This window comes from Nonomuraea coxensis DSM 45129, assembly GCF_019397265.1.
Lineage (GTDB): Bacteria > Actinomycetota > Actinomycetes > Streptosporangiales > Streptosporangiaceae > Nonomuraea > Nonomuraea coxensis.
Genome location: NZ_CP068985.1, coordinates 16,073 through 34,820, shown reverse-complemented (window position 1 = coordinate 34,820; position 18,748 = coordinate 16,073). Strand labels below are relative to the sequence as shown.

Annotated in this window: 14 protein-coding genes; 9 read left to right on the top strand and 5 right to left on the bottom strand. The window is 70.9% G+C overall.

Annotated elements, in window-relative coordinates:
* Positions 1-153: 153 nt before the first annotated feature.
* Entirely contained in the window at positions 154-2,697 is a 2,544-nt protein-coding gene (gene fxsT / locus Nocox_RS00140; RefSeq protein ID WP_026215000.1) for an FxSxx-COOH system tetratricopeptide repeat protein, read from the top strand.
* Positions 2,698-2,719: 22 nt separating this feature from the next.
* Here the strand turns inward: fxsT and Nocox_RS00135 are convergent, their stop codons facing one another.
* A complete protein-coding gene (locus Nocox_RS00135; protein ID WP_020546390.1) occupies positions 2,720-4,054 on the bottom strand; it encodes an HEXXH motif domain-containing protein in 1,335 nt (444 codons plus the stop codon).
* Positions 4,051-5,334 carry an FxsB family cyclophane-forming radical SAM/SPASM peptide maturase gene (locus Nocox_RS00130; RefSeq protein WP_020546389.1) on the bottom strand — a complete coding sequence of 428 codons (1,284 nt, stop codon included), beginning with the start codon at positions 5,332-5,334 and terminating at the stop codon, positions 4,051-4,053. The genes Nocox_RS00135 and Nocox_RS00130 overlap by 4 nt, the downstream gene beginning before the upstream one ends.
* Positions 5,335-5,660: 326 nt before the next feature.
* On the opposite strand from Nocox_RS00130, the gene Nocox_RS00125 reads away from it, so the two are divergent.
* Genes Nocox_RS00125 through Nocox_RS00110 form a run of 4 tightly spaced genes read left to right on the top strand, consistent with a single transcriptional unit; the run spans position 5,661 to position 9,364 of the window.
* Positions 5,661-7,964: a sensor histidine kinase gene (locus tag Nocox_RS00125; protein ID WP_246649704.1), complete on the top strand. Its 2,304-nt coding sequence runs from the start codon at positions 5,661-5,663 to the stop codon at positions 7,962-7,964.
* A complete protein-coding gene (locus Nocox_RS00120; RefSeq protein WP_020546387.1) occupies positions 7,964-8,395 on the top strand; it encodes a roadblock/LC7 domain-containing protein in 432 nt (143 codons plus the stop codon). Before Nocox_RS00125 ends, Nocox_RS00120 begins: the two co-directional genes overlap by 1 nt.
* Entirely contained in the window at positions 8,392-8,787 is a 396-nt protein-coding gene (locus Nocox_RS00115) for a DUF742 domain-containing protein (protein WP_020546386.1), read from the top strand. The genes Nocox_RS00120 and Nocox_RS00115 overlap by 4 nt, the downstream gene beginning before the upstream one ends.
* Positions 8,768-9,364, top strand: coding sequence for a GTP-binding protein (locus Nocox_RS00110; RefSeq protein ID WP_026214999.1), 597 nt, complete (start codon positions 8,768-8,770; stop codon positions 9,362-9,364). The genes Nocox_RS00115 and Nocox_RS00110 overlap by 20 nt, the downstream gene beginning before the upstream one ends.
* On the opposite strand, the gene Nocox_RS00105 is transcribed toward Nocox_RS00110, so the two are convergent.
* Positions 9,361-10,689 carry an aminotransferase class I/II-fold pyridoxal phosphate-dependent enzyme gene (locus Nocox_RS00105; RefSeq protein ID WP_020546384.1) on the bottom strand — a complete coding sequence of 443 codons (1,329 nt, stop codon included), beginning with the start codon at positions 10,687-10,689 and terminating at the stop codon, positions 9,361-9,363. The genes Nocox_RS00110 and Nocox_RS00105 overlap by 4 nt on opposite strands.
* Positions 10,690-10,724: 35 nt before the next feature.
* On the opposite strand from Nocox_RS00105, the gene Nocox_RS00100 reads away from it, so the two are divergent.
* Positions 10,725-11,378 (top strand): FMN-binding negative transcriptional regulator, encoded by a 654-nt coding sequence (locus tag Nocox_RS00100; protein ID WP_020546383.1) that lies wholly within the window; start codon positions 10,725-10,727, stop codon positions 11,376-11,378.
* Positions 11,379-11,870: 492 nt separating this feature from the next.
* Positions 11,871-15,338: a DNA-directed RNA polymerase subunit beta gene (rpoB, locus tag Nocox_RS00095; protein WP_219495559.1), complete on the top strand. Its 3,468-nt coding sequence runs from the start codon at positions 11,871-11,873 to the stop codon at positions 15,336-15,338.
* 13 nt (positions 15,339-15,351) lie between these two features.
* Here the strand turns inward: rpoB and Nocox_RS00090 are convergent, their stop codons facing one another.
* Entirely contained in the window at positions 15,352-15,759 is a 408-nt protein-coding gene (locus Nocox_RS00090) for a winged helix-turn-helix transcriptional regulator (RefSeq protein WP_026215215.1), read from the bottom strand.
* Between the two features lie 82 nt (positions 15,760-15,841).
* On the opposite strand from Nocox_RS00090, the gene Nocox_RS00085 reads away from it, so the two are divergent.
* Together Nocox_RS00085 and Nocox_RS00080 are read left to right on the top strand one after the other, a co-directional pair.
* The gene (locus Nocox_RS00085; protein WP_157383492.1) at positions 15,842-16,912 is read left to right on the top strand and encodes an NAD(P)H-binding protein; all 1,071 of its coding nucleotides are present in this window, start codon (positions 15,842-15,844) and stop codon (positions 16,910-16,912) included.
* A gap of 120 nt (positions 16,913-17,032) precedes the next feature.
* Positions 17,033-17,419, top strand: coding sequence for a hypothetical protein (locus Nocox_RS00080; protein WP_026215214.1), 387 nt, complete (start codon positions 17,033-17,035; stop codon positions 17,417-17,419).
* 85 nt (positions 17,420-17,504) lie between these two features.
* Here the strand turns inward: Nocox_RS00080 and Nocox_RS00075 are convergent, their stop codons facing one another.
* Positions 17,505-18,443: an ArsR/SmtB family transcription factor gene (locus tag Nocox_RS00075; RefSeq protein ID WP_033411436.1), complete on the bottom strand. Its 939-nt coding sequence runs from the start codon at positions 18,441-18,443 to the stop codon at positions 17,505-17,507.
* Positions 18,444-18,748 lie beyond the last annotated feature (305 nt).

The following is an 18,748-nucleotide window of genomic DNA, read 5'->3' as shown; positions in this document are numbered from 1 at the left end:
ACCCTGCCGCTGCCCTAGGCTGAGGAGCCCTTGCTAGCGCTCTATATCTATGCGATGAGTTGGATATGAAGTGGCTTGGTACGGGTGAGCCATTGACTGTATCGACACGTTGTTCAACGTTGGGATTGGAATCCGCGATCCGGAGGTGGCCTTATGACCGGTACCCACCCGAGTGAAGTACGACGGTCAGCCCCCCAGGTGTGGGGCAAGATCCCGCCTCGGAACAAGAACTTCACCGGCCGGAAAGACCTGCTCGAGAAACTGCGCGCCGGGATGACCGCCGGCACCAGCGGTCAGGTCACGGTCGTGCTCCCCCAAGTGCTTCCCCACGCCCTTCACGGCCTGGGAGGGGTGGGCAAGACGCAGATGGCGGTGGAGTACGCCTACAGGTACGGCAACGAGTACGACCTCGTGTGGTGGATCTCCGCCGACCAGCGGGTGCTCATCCGCTCGTCGCTGGCGACCCTGGCCCCCCATCTCGATCTGCCGACGGCAGCGACGATCGGGGTCGAGGACGCCGCCAACGCCGCGCTGGACGCCCTGCGGCGCGGCGAGCCGTACGACCGTTGGCTGCTGATCTTCGACAACGCCGACGAACCCGAGGAGATCAGGGACGTCATCCCGGACGGGCCGGGCCACGTGCTCATCACCTCCCGTAATCACCGATGGGAGGACGTCGTCGAAGCCGTACCGGTCGACGTCTTCACCCGCGAGGAGAGCATCGCCTTCCTCAGCAAGCGCGTCCGCAGAGCGATCGCACCCGAGGACGCCGATCGGCTCGCCGAGCAGCTGGGAGATCTTCCCCTGGCGCTGGAACAGGCCGGCGCGCTCCAGGCCGAGACGGGCATGCGCGTCGACGAGTACATCGAGCTGCTGAACGAGCACACCGCCCAGCTCCTCGACGAGGGCAGACCGACGGAGTACCCGATCTCGATGACGGCGGCCTGGAACCTGTCGGTGAGCAGGCTGAGCGAGCGGCGGCCCGAGGCCATCCACCTGCTGCGGTGCTGCGCGTTCTTCGGCCCTGAGCCGATCCCGCGCGATGTGTTCAGCCAGCGCGTCCGCGGCCTGAGCCCGCAGCTCACCGAGCTGCTCGCCAACCCGATCAAGCTGAGCCGGTCGGTGGGAGAACTCGGCCGTTTCGCTCTCGCGCGCGTCGATCCTGGCAACCGGACCATCCAGGTGCACCGACTGATCCAAGCCCTCGTACGCGACGAACTCGAACCCGAGGAGAGAACTCAGCAGCTCAATGACGTCCACCGCCTGCTGACCGGTCACCAGCTTGGCAACCCGGAAGAGTCGGTCAACTGGGGCCGTTACAGCAGCATCCTGGGGCACATCGTGCCTTCCCGGGTCCAGGAGAGCCGCGACGTGCAGGTCCGTGATCTCGCCCTGAACCTGGCACGCTACCTGTACATGTCAGGTGACGAATACGCCCAGGAGTTCGTCAACCTCTTCATCAGCCAGTGGGAGAAGGACTCCGGCCCGCTCGACCCCCACGTGCTCAGGGCATATCGGGAGCTGGGCAACATCCTGCGTCAGCTGGGCAAGTACAACGAGGTCTACGAGCTCAACCAGAAGACTCTCTCCAAGATGCAGCAAGCGGGGACCCGCGACGACGAACTGCTGCTCCTGATCAGCGGCATCGGCGGCGATCTGCGCGCGCGAGGAGACTTCGACGCGGCCCTGCAGCACGACGAGGAATCGGTACGCCGCCATGAGGCCGCCTTCGGCCCGGACGACCCGCGGACCCTGCGCGCGAAGAACAACCTGGGCCTGGACTACAGCCTCACGGGCAGCTTCCAGCGGGCGCGAGAGTTGCACGAAATCGCTTTCATCGGGCTCCAGGACGCCCAGGCGGGCGCGGCGACCGTCCTGCTCCACTGGAACGCGCTCGCCCGCTCTGTCCGCCTCACCGGCGACTACGCCGAAGCGAGCGACCTGGGCGAGGAGGCTCTCGCCTACGGCCTTGAATACCTCGGCGGCGAGCACCCCGCCTACCTCTCGACCGCCAAGGACCTCTCCATCGCCCTGCGGCGGCTCGGCGAGCTCGAAAGGGCGCTGGACATGTGCACCGAGGTGCACGGCCGCTACGTACGAAGGTACGGTCTCGACCATCCCGACACACTGGCCGCCGCGATGTCGCTCGCCAACGTGCAGCGCAACAACGGCCAAGAGCAGGAAGGGCTGAAGCTGGCGGCCGACACCGTCGCACGTTACCCGAGGGTGTACGGCACCAACCACCCGTACATCCTCGCCTGCACGGGCAACCTGGCGCTCCTGCACCGCACCTGCCAGGACCCGGAGAGAGCGCGCGCCCTCAACGAGCAGACCCTGGGCGAGATCGAGCGGCATCTGGGACGCGACCACCACTACTACCTGACCGTGGCGACCAACCTGGCCAGCGACCTCGCTGCGCTCGGTCACCACGACGCGGCCGTCGAGCGAGGCCGCGACACTCACCGCCGGCTGACGGAGCTCGTCGGCCCGAGCCATCCGATGGCGCTCGCCTGCGCCGCCAACCTCGCCGCCGACCTCAGACAGCTCGGCACGTCAGAAGCCCTGGCCGAGGCGGAGAGGCTGCGCGAGGACACTCACGACCGGTACGCGCAACAGCTCGGTCTCGAACACCCCGACGCCGTCGCCTTCCTGGAGGAACGGCACCTGGACCTCGACTTCGACCCGCCGCCGATCTGATCCGGCGCCGGGCGCCCTGGAGCTACGAGTCGGTGAGTGACGGCACCGGGTGGGACGGCGGCTCGCCGTTGCGCTCGCGCCACCCGGCCAGGTGCCGTCCGGCCGAGCGGCGTGCCCGGCGAGCGGCCTCGGCCGGCACGTCCTTCTCGCCCATCGCGGCCACCGTGTCGGCCATCTCGGCGGTGAACAGCTCACCCTCTCGGGTGAGCCGACCGCTTGCCCGCAGCGTGCGGATCACCGCCTCCGTGCCGTCGCGCCACAGAGTGAACTCCGTATGGGCACGGAGCAGCAGCTCCTCCGGATGCGGCTCATGGCGTTCGACCTCCCAGAACGCGGCGATGCCCAAGTGCGCGTAGGCGCCCTGAAGCAGGCCGCCCAGCGGGCGCGGATCATTCCGCCACGGGGCGTAGTAGCGGCCGCCGTGGTCCGGCTCCGTCAGCGGGATCAGGTCCAGCAGGCCGCTCAGCTTCGCGTGCTGGGACTCGTGCGCCAGGGTCACCGCGAACGAGTGCGGATCCGGCTGCATCGAGATGCCGATGTTGCCGAGGGCCAGTTTGGACGTGGCACTCGCGGTGCCGTGGTCCGGCTCGATCAGCGGCGTCAGCACCGTGACCACGGCGTCGATCTCCTCGGCCGCCAGCGGATGCCGTTCGACGAGGATCTCCCAGGCGGGTTGGAGAATCATGGCCCATCGCCGCAGGTCGGTCTCGCTCAGCCGCTCCTCCGTCCGTTGCGCGCCCGGCATCCGGCCGGGATCGACGTCGTCCACGACGAACTCGACCGCCACCCCGCGGTGCTCGGCCCGGATCCGGCGCAGCCCCTCCCACGAGGGACCTTCGCCGACGCGAACGATGACCCCGCCCGCGCTGATCTCCGCCGTGCCGTCCCCGGTCCGTACGACGGCGAACCGCTCCCCGACGGGCACCAGCGCCCGCCCCAGCGAAGGGAGCACGACCGCGCCGTCCAGCACGGGCACCTCGACGGTCGCGGTGCGCCCGGCCAGGATCGCCGCCGCCGCCGCCAGGGACGCCAGGGCCGCCGGGTCCTGCCAGGCGGCCGGCGGCGCCTCGCCGCCGAGGGCCTGGAGCGTCCTCAGGCCCCAGGAGCCGACGGTCGGGTAGCGGAGCAGCGCCCGCGTGACCTCCGGCGCGGCCTCCTGGATGTCGGCGAGCAGGTCGTAGGCCCGCCGGACCCGCGCGGCGACGTCCTCGGGGGCCAGGTCGCGGATCCCGCGCAGGAGCAGCAGGCGTTTGCTGTCCTGCGCCGCCCACAGGCGGCCGATGGCGTCGCGGCCGCCCCCGCCCGAGGCGAGCTCGGCGAACACCTCGTTGGGCAGCAGGTGCGGGGTCAGCCTCATGACGTGGAGTGGCCTCTCTGCGGATCGGTGAGCCGCGCGGACGCCTGGCGGCGCAGGCGGCGCTCGCGTACGGCGGCGAGGTCGTCGCTCACGGCGTGCTGGACGTGCTTGATGAGCCGGAAGAGGTCGCGGCAGTAGACGCTGGGGTTGGCGAACCCGGTGCCGGGACGGTAGCGATGGGGGTAGAGCCCGGCCCCGCACACCCGCCTGATCTCGCACGCCTGGCACTCCGGCGCCAGCGCGCGCTCGCCGATCTGCCGGGCGGCGATCGGGGGCAGCATGAGCGCTGTGTCGAAGGCGCCGGCGGTGCCGACGTGCAGCGGCGTGCGGGTGGCTCCGTCGTAGGCCGACTTGAGGCTGTCGACCTGCTCGATGCCGCCGTCGGTCTCGATCACGACGACGGCGACGGCGGAGAGCCCGACGGTCTCGCTGCGCGAGGGGCGGCCGAGCAGGAGCCGGATGATCTCGTCGAACAGGCGCACCCGCGTCTCCCGCTCCGGCGCGCGGTACCAGCGGTCGAACACGGCGACGAGCCAGTCGCCGTAGGGGCTGTCCTCGCTGTCCGGCGGGCGGCCCGGCGGCGGGGTCTCCCAGGTGCCGTGCGGCAGCAGGAAGTCCACCGCGGGCGGCTCGTACGCCAGCAGCGCCTCGTAGGTGCCGACTGGATCGTTCCCCAGGTCGACGGTGCACAGCAGCCCGTTGAACAGGTGGCGGAAGACGGGGGAGACGAGCCGGGTGAGCCCGGTGTGGACCCGGTCGAAGCTGCCCTGGCCGGCCGGTCCGCGGCGGTGGCGGTCGTTGGCCTCGCGGTCGCCGTCGAGGCTGACCGCGACGAGGATGCCGAGCTCGTCGAACAGCTCCAGGAAGGCGGTGTCGAGCAGCACGCCGTTGGTCTGCACCTGGACGTTCACCGTCACGCCGGGATCGACCGCGGCGCGGACGGCGTTGACCGCGTAGCGGATGCGGTCGGCGCCGGCGAGCAGGGGTTCGCCGCCGTGCAGGATCACCTCGACCTGGGTCAGGCGGTTCATCCTGGCGTGTTCGGCGATCCTGGCGGCGGCCGAGTCGATGGTGGCCTGGGACATGCGCCGGGGCTGGCGGCGCCAGCCCTGGTCGGCCATCTCGTACATGTAGCAGTAGGTGCAGGCGAGATTGCACCTACTGTGGATCTTGAGCACGAACTGCTGGAAGGGCGTAGGGCGCCAGCCGCTCTCCAGCAGAGCGGCGATGTCCAGCGCCAGGGGCCATTCGGGCCGCACCTCTTCGGTCTGCGAACTCACGCCCACCCTTCCCTTGGGGAGCCCCGAGCACCTGCGGAACGCCGCGATCCTAGCGCTCCCGGACAGGGCTCGCGGGCCGGACACGCAGGCCGCCGAGCCCGCTACGGCAGGGCTTTTCGCCACACCTGTCACATAGCTACGATCGAGCACCAATCCGAAGTGTGAGGAGAGTCCGGCACGTGGCTGAATTAGGCAGGGACGGGCGAAAAGTAGCGAAAACCGGAGGCGACGGCAACGGCTCGGACGAGCCGGAAGGCGCTCGCCCGCGGCGGCTCTCCGGCGCGCGCCGGCTCCCTCTGCGCACGGTCCTGCTCATCATCGTGTTCGTGCCCAGCCTGACCTTCACCCCGCTGCTGGCCTCGGGCATGTACCAGCTCTCGTCCCAGTGGCGGGCGGAGCGGGCCCAGCTCGACCTCGCGACCGAGACCGCCGGCAAGCCCGCGGCGGCCCTGTTCCTCAACCTGCAGAAGGAACGCAGACTCACCGCCGAGCTGCAGGCCGGCTCCGAGCCGAACGTCCGTGACCAGCTCGTCAAGCAGCGGGCGGCGACCGACGAGGCCGTCCGCGCCTTCCGCTCCCTCACCGGCCAGGACTTCGCCAACGGGCAGGAAGGGCTCGCCGAGGCCGTCGCCGGCACCGACCGCGTGCTCGCCGGCCTCGCCACGGAGCGGCGGGCGGTGGACGCCGGCGCGTCCACCGCGAGGAAGGCGTTCGACTACTACAGCGGCCTCCTGGCGGCGGACCTCGGCGTGCTCACCGCCCTCAGCCACACCGACGAGGGCCAGGTGAACAGCCGGGCGCAGATCATGATCGACCTGTTCTGGGTCGTCGACGCGATCGGCCGCGAGGACGCCGTGCTGGCCCGCGGCTGGAAGACGGGCCGGCTGACCAAGGACGACTACGCCGTCGTCACCGACGCCATCGGCACCCGTACGCACCTCCTGGAGTCCCGGGTCATGCCCGCGCTCACCGGCGACGAGCTGCGGCACCGAGCGCTGATGACGAGCCAGGCGTGGAACGCCATGACCGCCCAGGAGTCGCGCCTCGCCGCCGGCGGCGACGCGAGCGGCCAGGTGGCGGTGCGCGGCGACGCCGCGGGCTGGCGCACGTCGGCCGACGCGGTCACCGCGCAGGTGATGGACCTCCTCACCCTCCGGCTGGCGAACGTCCGCGAGCTCGGCTACGGCCACGCCCGCATGCTGTTCGTGGTCTTCGCCACCATCAGCAGCGTGGGCCTGCTCGCGCTCGGCCTGGTCATCTTCACGAGCTGGCGGCTCACCTCCGTCCTGCGGCGGCGCATCTCCCGCCTGCGCGAGGAGGCCCAGGAGCTCCAGGAGCGCCTGCCCGAGGTGGTCGCGCGGCTGGAGCGCGGCGAGGACGTCGACGTGGACGCCGAGGTCCACCTGGTCGAGCCCACCCCCGACGAGCTCGGCGAGCTGGGGGAGGCGCTCAACCTGGCCAGCCGCAGCGCGGTCCTCACCGCCGTACGGCAGGCCGAGCAGCACCGCGGCTTCCAGCGGATGCTGCAGCGCATCGCGCGGCGTACGCAGATCCTCATCGGCCTCCAGCTCAAGAAGCTCGACGAGCTGGAGCGCAGGCACGAGGACCCGGAGGTGCTGGAGGGCCTGTTCGACCTGGACCACCTCACCGCCCGGCTGCGCCGCTACGAGGAGAACCTGGTGATCCTCGGCGGCGGCCAGCCGCAGCGCCGCTGGCGCCGGCCGGTGCAGTTGCTCGACGTCCTGCGGGCCGCGCAGGGCGAGGTGCAGGACTACCGGCGGATCACGATCGACGTCGAGGGCGAGCCCTGGGTGGCCGAGCGCGCGGTCGGGCCGCTGGTCCACGTCCTCGCGGAGCTGATGGAGAACGCCACCGCCTTCTCCAAGCCGCTCACGCCCGTCGAGGTGCGAGCCTCGCCGGTCAGCCGCGGCGTCGCGGTCGAGATCGAGGACCGCGGCCTCGGCATGGAGCCCGAGCAGTACGCGGCCGCCAACGCCCTCATGAAGTCCCCGCCGCAGCTCGACGTGATGACGCACGCCGACGACGTACGCCTCGGCCTGTACGTCGTCGCCCGGCTCTCCGCGAGCCTGGGCCTCCAGGTGGAGCTGCGGCCGTCGGCGTTCGGCGGCGCCCGGGTCATCGTGCTGGTGCCGGAGACGCTGGTGGTGGAGCGCCCCCGGGAGAGCGCCGAGCCGGCCGCGCCCGCCGAGCAGCCCCGCCCGGTGGCGACCGGCCCCCGGCCCCGTCCCCAGGACGAGGCGGAGGTGCGGGACGCGGCCGCGGAGGACGGCAGGCTGCCGAACCGCACCAGGGGCCGCGCGCTGGCGAACGTGGCGGCCTCCCCCGTGCCCCCGCCGCCCGGCCCGGGCTCTCACGCGGGCCGCCGGCCTTTGCCGCAGCGCGTACGCCAGGCCAACCTGGCCGAGGAACTCAGGACACCGGCCACCCCGGAGCCGGACGAACCAGACGACCAGCAGTTCTGGGCCTGGGGCGACCGGCCCACCCGATCCGGCGCCGCGATCGGCGCCTTCCAGAGGCAGTCCCGCCTGCGCCGCGGCGACGACGACACCTCACCTCACCCGCCGAACGGATCCCCCGAGCCCGGCTCCCCTACGACGGAAGATCGATGATGACGCAGCGAACCACCGCCACCAACGCCGACCTGGACTGGCTGCTGGACGGCCTGGTCGATCGAGTCGCGGGCACCAGGCACGCCATCGTGCTGTCCGACGACGGCCTGGTGATCAGCCGCTCCCGGTCCATCCAGCGGGCGGACGCCGAGCGCCTCGCCGCCATCGCCACCGGCCAGCAGAGCCTCGCCCGCGGCGTCGGGCAGCTCTTCAGCGGCGGGCCGGTGCACCAGGTCATCATCGAGATGGCCGAGCTGTGGCTGTTCATCACGGCGGCTGGCCGCGGCACGCACCTCGCCGTGGTGGCCTCCCAGGAGGTGGACGCGGAGCTGATGAGCGTCGCCATGCACACCCTGATCCAGCAGGTCGGCCAGAAGCTCGGCACCGACGCCCGCGCTCCCGAGATCCGCGACATCGGGGGACACGGATGAAACACTGGACGGAGGGTTTCGACGACGACGCCGACGAAACCCTCGTCCGCCCCTACACGATCACCGGCGGGCGCACCGCTCCCGAGCGGGACGACCTCGCGCTGATCACTCTCGTGACGACGGTGTCCGACACCTTCCATGAGCCGGCTCGCGGCCCGCGCCGGCTCCAGCCGGAGCACCGGGAGATCGCCGTCCTGTGCCGCCGGCCGATGGCGGTGGCCGAGGTGGCCGCCGCGCTGGACCTGCCGGTGTCCGTGACCAAGATCCTTATTGGCGACCTGATCGAGACCGGGCAACTGCGCGCCCGGCCTCCGATGGCCTTCGCGCACGCGAACGGCCTTCCCGACATGGAGATCCTCAAGGCGGTGAGGGATGGGTTACGCGAACTCTGACCACGGGGACACCGCTCCCCTGGCAGTGAAGATCCTCGTCGCCGGCGGTTTCGGGGTCGGCAAGACGACCCTGGTGGGCGCGGTGAGCGAGGTCGCGCCCCTGCGCACGGAGGAGTACCTGACCCACGCCAGCGTCGGCGTCGACGACCTGGAGGGACTGAACGGCAAGACGAGCACCACCGTCGCGCTGGACTTCGGGCGCATCACGATCAGCCGCGAGCTGGTCCTCTACCTGTTCGGGACGCCCGGCCAGGAGCGGTTCTGGTTCATGTGGAACGACCTGGTCAACGGCGCGATGGGCGCGGTCGTCCTGGTCGACACCCGGCGGCTGGACGTGAGCTTCGCCTCGATCGACTTCTTCGAGAGCCGCCGCATCCCGTTCGTCGTGGGCGTGAACTGCTTCCACGGCGTCAGGGACCGCGCGCCTGAGGAGATCCGCAAGGCGCTCGACCTCGACCCGCAGGTGCCGCTCGTGCTGTGTGACGCCCGTGACCGGCGGGCGAGCCGTGACGTGCTGCTCGCGCTCGTGGACCACCTGATGGCCGCGCACTCGCGGCAGGCGGTGCCGGGCGCCTAGCCGTACCGCCCGCGGGACGGGGCCTGGACGGCGGCGGCGAGGTCCGCGGCGAGCGGCGCGAGGTCGGCCGGGCGCAGCGTGGAGACGGTGACGCGGAGCGCCGGCGGCGTGCGCACCCGGTTGCGCGCCCCCGGCGCGGCGGCCCAGCCCCTGGCCAGCAGGCGGGTGATCGCGGCGGACTCGTCCGCGACGGGCACCCACACGTTGAGCCCGGTCCTGCCGTGCGCCCGCACGCCTCGCCCGGCCAGCGCCGCCACCAGGCCGTCCCGCCTCTCCCGGTACGAGGCCGCCACGGCCGCCGTGTCCACGGCCTCCGTACGCCACAGGTGCGCCACCGCCCGCTGCAGCAGGTGACTCACCCAGCCGACGGCCAGCCGCTGCCGCCCGCGCAGCCGGTCCAGCGTGACCCGGTCGCCGGTGACCGGGGCAAGCCGCAGGTCCGGGCCGAACGCCTTGGCCGTCGAACGCACCAGCACCCACCGGGACGTCGCTCCGGCCAGCGGGTGCAGGGGCACGTCCACGAAGCCGTCGCCGTGGTCGTCCTCGACGAGCAGCACGTCCGGGTGCGCGGCCAGCAGCTCGCGCAGGGCGGCGGCGCGGGCGGCGGTGACGGCGGCGCCGGTCGGGTTCTGGGCGCGGGCGGTGACCACGACGGCCCGTACGCCGGCCCGCAGCGCCCGGCCGAGGTCGTCGGGGAGCGGCCCGTCGTCGTCCACCCGTACCGGGACCGGCCGCAGGCCCAGCACCGCGACCAGGTCGAGCAGGGACGACCAGCCCGGGTCCTCGACGGCGACCGGGTCGCCGGGGCGCAGGGCGGTGGCGAGGACCCGCTCGACGGCGTCGAGGGTGCCCGAGGTGATCGCGAGGTCGCCGGGCGGCACTCCATCGCGGCGCAGACGGGCGGCGGCCAGGGCGAGCAGGTCCGCGTCGTCGTGGGTGCCGTACATGGCGGGCCGCTCCTCGTGGGCGCGGGCGGCGGCGGCGAGCGCGTCGTGCAGGGGCGGCAGCAGGGCCGCGTCGGGATTGCCCTGGGACAGGTCGCGTACGCCGGGCGGCGCCTCGATGCGGATGTCCTCGCGGGCGGTGCTGGCCGGGCGCGGCCGGACGCGGGTGCCGCGCCGCCCCGCGGTCTCGACGACGCCGCGCTCGCGCAGCAGCCGGTAGGCGGCCGCCGCCGTGCTGGGGCTGACCCCGGCCTGCCGCGCCAGCTCGCGGATCGGGGGGAGCGGCGCGCCCGGTGACAGCCGTCCCTCGGAGACGGCGGTCTCGACGGCCGTCGCCAGCTCGCTGGCTGTCTCGCCGGTGATCCGATATTTTTCTAGCACAAAAGATATTATGTACTAATACAAAGGAGTTCGGGGTGCTCATTCATCCTTGGGACGCGGCTCTCGACGCGGACGAGTGGCGGTCCTGGCTGCGTACGCGCGACTTCGGCCTGCTGGCGGCGAACGGCGTGCACGGCGGCCCGCCCGTGGTGGTGCCGACCCACTTCCTGCTGGACGCCCGCGACGCCGGCGCCGGCGTCGGCGAGGAGATCGTGCTGCATCTGGCCCGGCCCAACCCGATCTGGGCGGCGCTGGAGGCCCACCCGACGGTCGTGATGAGCGTGCACGACGACTACGCCTTCATCCCGTCCACCTGGCGCGCGGACTCCCCCGGCACCGGCGTCCCGACCAGCTATTACGCCTCGGTGCAGCTCACCTGCACGGCCAGGATCGTGGACGACAAGGAGGGCAAGGCCGACATCCTGCGCCGCCAGCTCGCCCACCACGAGCCCGACGGCGGGTACGGCGTGGTCGCCGCCGACGAGGGGCCCTACCGGAAGATGCTGTCCGCCATCCGGGGGCTGCGGCTTGAGGTGACGGGCGTCCGCGCCAAGTTCAAGTACGACAGCCACAAGCCGGTCGAGCTCCGCGAGCGCGTCGCCGCCGGGCTGGCCGAGCGCGACCTGCCCAGGGACGCGGGCGCGCGGGCGCAGCAGCTCAGGAGAACGGCCACGCCGGTGGGCGAGTGACCTTTCCCACACACTGTGGATAACTCACCCTTCCTGTGGATAACCACTCCCCGTAACGTCGCATCCCCAGCCAACCCCTCACCCGGGCCCACCGCGTCCGAAACCGGCTCCGCATGCACGTCATCCCAGCACAGACCGGACGTACAGCTATCCACAGGATGATCGGTGCGGAGCTCAGAATCCCTTTCGCCGCCGCCGATGCCGCGCGACCCCGTCCATGCACAGCCTGTGGACGACGCCCCGCCCGGACGGCTCCGCACCTGACCCGCGGATCCGGATTCTCGATGTGAAGGTTGACAAGCGGACCTCCGTACGTCATCCTGAAGATGCGACCGGCGGGATGGGTCTGCGTTAGCGTGGACAAAACCAGACAGAGCGAGTACGCTCATGCTTCCACGCTCCCCTTGTGACGCCTCGTGCTGCCCGCTCGCAACCCGAGGTCGTCTGGCGTGCGTGTAGTCAGTCCGCCGCGAGCCCTCGGAAGGACATCTGTTGGCAGCCTCGCGCAACGCCTCCGCCGTACCCGCTGGTCCCCGTCGCGTGTCTTTCGCGCGTATCCAGGAGCCGCTCGAAGTTCCTGACCTTCTGGCCCTGCAGACCGAGTCTTTCGACTGGCTGCTCGGCAACGACAAGTGGAAGGCCCGGGTAGAGGCGGCTCGTCAGGCCGGGCGCAGGGACGTCCCGACCCAGTCGGGCCTCGAAGAGATCTTCGAAGAGATCAGTCCGATCGAGGACTTCTCGGGGACCATGTCCTTGTCGTTCCGCGATCACCGGTTCGAGCCGCCGAAGTACTCCGTAGACGAGTGCAAAGACAAGGACATGACCTACTCCGCCCCGATGTTCGTCACGGCGGAGTTCATCAATAACACCACCGGTGAGATCAAGAGCCAGACGGTGTTCATGGGGGATTTCCCGCTCATGACGCCGAAGGGCACGTTCATCATCAACGGCACCGAGCGTGTCGTGGTCTCGCAGCTGGTCCGTTCACCTGGCGTGTACTTCGAGCGCACGGTGGACAAGACCTCCGACAAGGATCTGTACGGGTGCAAGGTGATCCCGTCGCGGGGGGCCTGGCTGGAGTTCGAGATCGACAAGCGTGACAGTGTCGGGGTGCGCATCGATCGTAAGCGCAAGCAGGCCGTGACGGTGCTGTTGAAGGCGCTGGGCTGGACGAACGACCAGATTCTGGAGCGGTTCGGTCAGTACGAGTCGATGCGGGCGACGCTGGAGAAGGATCATACGGCGGGTCAGGATGACGCGCTGCTGGACATCTACCGCAAGCTGCGGCCGGGTGAGCCGCCGACCAAGGAGTCGGCGCAGACGTTGCTGGAGAATCTGTACTTCAACGCCAAGCGGTACGACCTGGCGAAGGTGGGCCGCTACAAGATCAACAAGAAGCTCGGGGTGGATGCGGAGATCACGCAGGGCACCCTGACCGAAGAGGACATCGTCGCCACGATCGAGTACATCGTCCGGCTGCACGCGGGCGAGGAGTCGATGCCGGGCGCCAACGGTGAGGTGATCGTCGAGATCGACGACATCGACCACTTCGGCAACCGGCGGATCAGGAACGTGGGCGAGCTGATCCAGAACCAGGTCCGGCTGGGCCTGGGCCGCATGGAGCGGGTGGTCCGCGAGCGGATGACGACCCAGGACGTCGAGGCGATCACGCCGCAGACCCTGATCAACATCCGCCCGGTCGTGGCGTCCATGAAGGAGTTCTTCGGCACCTCGCAGCTGTCGCAGTTCATGGACCAGACCAATCCCCTGACCGGGCTGACGCACCGCCGGCGCCTGTCCGCCGTGGGGCCGGGCGGCCTGTCCAAGGAGCGGGCGGGCGTCGAGATGCGGGACGTGCACCCGTCCCACTACGGCCGCATGTGCCCGATCGAGACCCCCGAGGGCCCGAGCATCGGCCTCATCGGCTACCTCGCCTGTTTCGCCCGGCTCAACGCCTTCGGCTTCGTCGAGACGCCGTACCGCAAGGTCGTGGACGGCCGGGTCACCGACCAGATCGACTACCTGACCGCCGACGAGGAGGACAAGTACGTCATCGCCCAGGCGAACTCCCCTCTCTCGCCCGACGGCGGCTTCGCCGAGCCACGGGTGATGGTCCGCACCAAGGGCGGTGAGACCGAGTTCGTCCGCGGCCACGACGTGCACTACATGGACGTCTCGCCGCGCCAGATGGTGTCGGTGGCGACGGCGATGATCCCGTTCCTGGAGCACGACGACGCCAACCGCGCGCTCATGGGCGCCAACATGATGCGCCAGTCCGTCCCCCTGCTGCGGAGCGAGGCGCCGTTCGTCGGCACCGGCATGGAGTACCGCGCCGCCACCGACACGGGCGACCTGGTGCTCGCCGCGAAGCCCGGCGTGGTCGAGGAGGTCTGCGCCGACTACGTCACGGTCAGGAACGACGACGGCACCGGCACGACGTACCGGCTGGCGACGTTCAAGCACTCCAACCAGGGGACGAGCTTCAACCAGAAGCCCATCGTCGCCGAGGGCGACCGGGTGGAGGCCCGCCAGGTCCTCGCCGACGGCCCCTCCACGGACGGGGGCGAGCTGGCGCTGGGCAAGAACCTGCTGGTGGCGTTCATGCCGTGGGAAGGCTTCAACTACGAGGACGCCATCGTGCTGTCCCAGCGCCTGGTGCAGGACGACGTGCTGTCGTCGATCCACATCGAGGAGCACGAGGTCGACGCCCGCGACACCAAGCTGGGCCCCGAGGAGATCACCCGGGACATCCCGAACGTCTCCGAGGAGGTGCTGGCCGACCTCGACGACCGTGGCATCATCCGCATCGGCGCCGACGTGGTGACCGGCGACATCCTGGTCGGCAAGGTCACCCCGAAGGGCGAGACCGAGCTGACCCCGGAGGAGCGGCTGCTGCGCGCGATCTTCGGCGAGAAGGCCCGCGAGGTGCGCGACACCTCGCTGAAGGTGCCGCACGGCGAGTCCGGCAAGGTCATCGGCGTCCGGGTGTTCTCCCGCGAGGAGGGCGACGAGCTTCCTCCGGGCGTCAACGAGCTGGTCCGCGTCTACGTCGCGCAGAAGCGCAAGATCACCGACGGCGACAAGCTGGCCGGCCGGCACGGCAACAAGGGCGTCATCTCCAAGATCCTGCCGGTCGAGGACATGCCGTTCCTGGAGGACGGCACCCCGGTCGACATCATCCTCAACCCGCTGGGCGTCCCCGGCCGCATGAACGTCGGCCAGGTACTGGAGACCCACCTCGGGTGGATCGCCGCCCGCGGCTGGGACATCTCGGGCGTCGAGGAGGCGTGGGCCGAGCGGCTGCGCGACAAGGGCTTCGGCCAGGTCGAGCCGCGCACCAACGTCGCCACCCCGGTCTTCGACGGCGCGCACGAGGAGCAGATCATCGGCCTCCTCGAGAACACCGTCCCCAACCGCGACGGCGAACGCCTGGTCGGGCGGAACGGCAAGGCCATGCTCTTCGACGGCCGCAGCGGCGAGCCGTTCCCCTACCCCATCGCCGTCGGCTACATCTACATCCTCAAGCTGCACCACCTGGTCGACGACAAGATCCACGCCCGCTCGACCGGCCCCTACTCCATGATCACCCAGCAGCCGCTCGGCGGTAAGGCCCAGTTCGGCGGCCAGCGCTTCGGCGAGATGGAGGTGTGGGCGCTGGAGGCGTACGGCGCGGCCCACGCGCTCCAGGAGCAGCTCACGATCAAGTCCGACGACGTCGTCGGCCGGGTCAAGGTCTACGAGGCCATCGTCAAGGGCGAGAACGTCCCCGAGCCCGGCATCCCGGAGTCCTTCAAGGTCCTCATCAAGGAGATGCAGTCGCTGTGCCTCAACGTCGAGGTGCTCTCCAGCGACGGCATGTCCATCGAGATGCGCGACGCCGACGAGGACATCTTCCGCGCCGCCGAAGAGCTCGGCATCGACCTGTCCCGGCGCGAGCCGAGCAGCGTGGAGGAGGTCTGAGCCGGCCGGCACGTCACGGGTGCTGCTGGTCCCAGCGGGCACGGGCGGCGGCGACGGCGTCCTTGTGCCCGCGGGACCAGTCGGCGAGCGCGGACACCATGTCCGCCAGGCTTCTGCCCATCGCGGTGAGCCGGTAGTCGGTCCGCGGCGGGACGGTCGGATAGAGCGTACGTTCGACCAGCCCGTCGCGGCACAGCCGTTTCGTGGTCACCGTGAGCATCCGCTGCGAGATGCCGGGGATCGCGCGTTCCAGCTCCCGGAAACGGCGTGTCCCCTTGGCCAGCTCGACCAGCACCAGCACGGTCCAACGATCCCCGAGCCGGTCGAGCACGTCGCGGATCCCGCAGTCGTCATCACCACACGGCCCGGCCGGGGCGGGGCTGTTGACCTGCGGGATTACCGCCGTGTTCGTCACTGACACGAAAGTGCCTCCTTACGGTGGCGCGGGCGTCGCGCGGATGATCGGTCGCGTTCTGACCCATGTCAACATCAGGGAGCACCGAATGATTCTCGTGACCGGCATCTCCGGCGGCCTCGGCGGCCTGATCCACCACGGCCTGTCGGCCCACTACGACCTCGACCCGGCGACCGGCGGGGTGGCGGCGGCCGGCGGCGCCACGGTGGCAGGCGGCGGGGCCGCATCGGCCGGCGGCGGGGCCGCGGTGGCAGGCGGCGGGGCCGCATCGGCCGGCGGCGGGGCCGCGGTGGCCGGCGGCGGGGCCGCGGTGGCCGGCGGCGGGGCCGCGGTGGTGGGCGGCACGCGCTCCGGGGACGGCGTGACCGCCCGCCGGATCGACTTCGACGACCCGGCCTCGCTCACCGACGGCTTCCGGGACGTGGACGTCCTCGTGTTCGTCTCGGCCGGCTACGCCGAGGACGACGTGGTGCTCGCCCGCCACGGCGCCGTGGCCGACGCGGCCGAGGCTGCGGGCGTCCGGCATGTCGTCTACACCAGCCTCGCCCGGTCGGGCGAGCCGCTGACGATCGCCCCGCCGCACCGCTGGACCGAAGCCCGCCTGGCCGCGGCCCCGTTCGAGGTGACCATCCTGCGCAACGGCCTCTACGCCGAAATCCCGGCCGGGCTCGCCGCGCTGGGCGCCGCGACCGCCGCCGAGACCGGCGTGTTCGCCGCCGCCCTCGGCGCCGGACGGATGTCCACGGTGGCGAGGGAGGACCTGGCCGACGTCGCCGTCCGGGTGACGGCGGAAATCCAGCACGACCTCGCCGCGGGCCGCCGCAGCCGGCACGCCGGCCGGACGTACGAGCTGGAGGGCGTCGAGACGGTCGGCGGCGACGACCTCGCCGAGGCGCTCGCCGACGCGCTGAACCGGCCGGTCCGCTACCAGCCGATCCCGCTGTCCGCCGCCCGCGAGGCGCTGACCGGCCTCGGCCTGGAGCCCTACCAGGTCACGCACACGCTCTCGACCTTCTCCAACGTCATCGCCGGCAACCTCCAGGCCGGGGAGAGCGACCTGCCCGCCCTCCTGCCCACCCCGCCCCGCCCCGTACGCGACCAGATCGTCCAGACCCTCGCGGCAGCCGGCCACACCCCCGCCACCACCAGGACCCGCTGAGCTGGGCCTTCAATTCACGACCGAAAGGCATCGCCGATTTTTGCGGAACATGCGAGGCTCGCTGCCGACGACGACCGGTCAAAACCCCAGGAAAAACGTATCGTCGAAAGGGCGTATCGCATGTTCACGAAATTCGCGGGCGGGGCGGCTGCCGCTGTTCTCGCGTCGGCCGTCCTGTTCGCCCCGGCATCCGCCGCACAGGCGCAGTCAGCCGCTCCGAGCTGCGTGAGCCCGCCCCACGGGGGCAACGGAGAGGGCTCGGGCACCATGCGGGGCGACTTCAACCTCAAGACGGCCCCGTACGCCCACTGCGGAAATGTCCGCCTCCTCACCAAGTCGACGCTGGTCTACTACCAGTGCCTCTACAGGAACGCCTACGGGAATTACTGGTGGTGGGTCCGCGTGGCGGGCACGTCCACGTACGGATGGATGGCGAACGACAATCTGAGATTCATCAGCACCGACGAGAACGGCAACGGCGTGAACGACGCCGTCAATTGCCGCTGATACTTCAGCCGCATTTCCCCGGGGCCAGGCGCACACCGGCGCGCCTGGCCCGGCACGGGGGCAGCCTGGCGCCACTCGTCCGCGGCTACCGCGCCGCCGGATCACCCTCCACGAGAGCCGTGCCCAGCGGGGTCAGCGCGTGCAGGACGGCCCCGCCGATCCGTGTCGTGGAGATCAGGCCGGCGTTGCGCAACACGGTGGTGTGCCCGCTGACCGAGGCGAGGGAGATCCCGACGCGCTGCGCCAGCGCGGTGGTCGTGGCCGGATCGCGCAGGGCGGCCAGCACCGCCGCCCGGGTGCGGCCGAGCAGTGGCCCGAGAGTGTCCGCGGCTGTCACGGGGGCATCGCCGCGGTGCATCGGGTACATCAGCACAGTGGAATCGCCGGGCCGATACGTCAGCACAGGCGTCACCGCGTAGTAGGACGGGATCAGCAGCAATCCCCGTCCGCACAGTTCGACCTCGTAGGTGTAACGGGACGGGATCCGCAGCGTGGGAGGGTCCCAGTGCCACCTGACGTTGAGCGTGGCGAGTAGGGCGTCGATGCCGCCGCGCAGCAGGGTCTCGGCACGCAGAGACCGGTCTGCGGCGGCAGCGGTCCTGATGCGCGGCATCATGGGTGCCAGCGATGCGGTGGAGCAGGTCCGCAGATCGTTCATCAGCGTCTGCCGCGCCCCCGCGGCCCCTTCCGCCAGTTGACGGAACCAACGGCTCGTACCGCTGGAGCCGGCCACCAGGCTCAGGTCGGCGAACAGTTGGGCGTCGGGCGTCTGGCCGATCCGCTCGATCCCGGAGGCGAGGTCGTGGCAGTCCGGCTGCACCAGGAAGTCGGGTAAGAAGCCCTCTGCGCGGACCAACTCCGCGAGCACACCCGCCTGGGCCGACTGACGGCCGTTGATCCGCCGGCGCGATCGCCACGGGCCTGATTGCGGGCGCACGCTGAGCACGGTCTCCATCACGTCGTTCGGACCCGGCGCCAGAGTGATCCGGCGCAGGTCGGCCGCGGTGAACCTGATGTTGAGCACGTTGATCGCCCCCCGTGATGACATGGCAGCCGTAGATCGTGATCCACGACGAGAACTGCTCGGCCGGGCAGCGAACTCCCTGACCGGCTGCAGCGCTTCCTGCCCCCGGACCTTCTGGGATGAGCAGGTGATGACGCGGACCGTCCGGTGAGCGGTCGAGCGCGCCACCCTGCCGGCATCGGCCACCACTGCACCCGCCAGATCTCGTCCCACTCCGAGTGGCCGCGACTGTCGCGGCGCGACCAACTCAGACGATGCGGGATCGTATGCACCCCGGGTATACGCCGGATATATCCAGCGCTCAG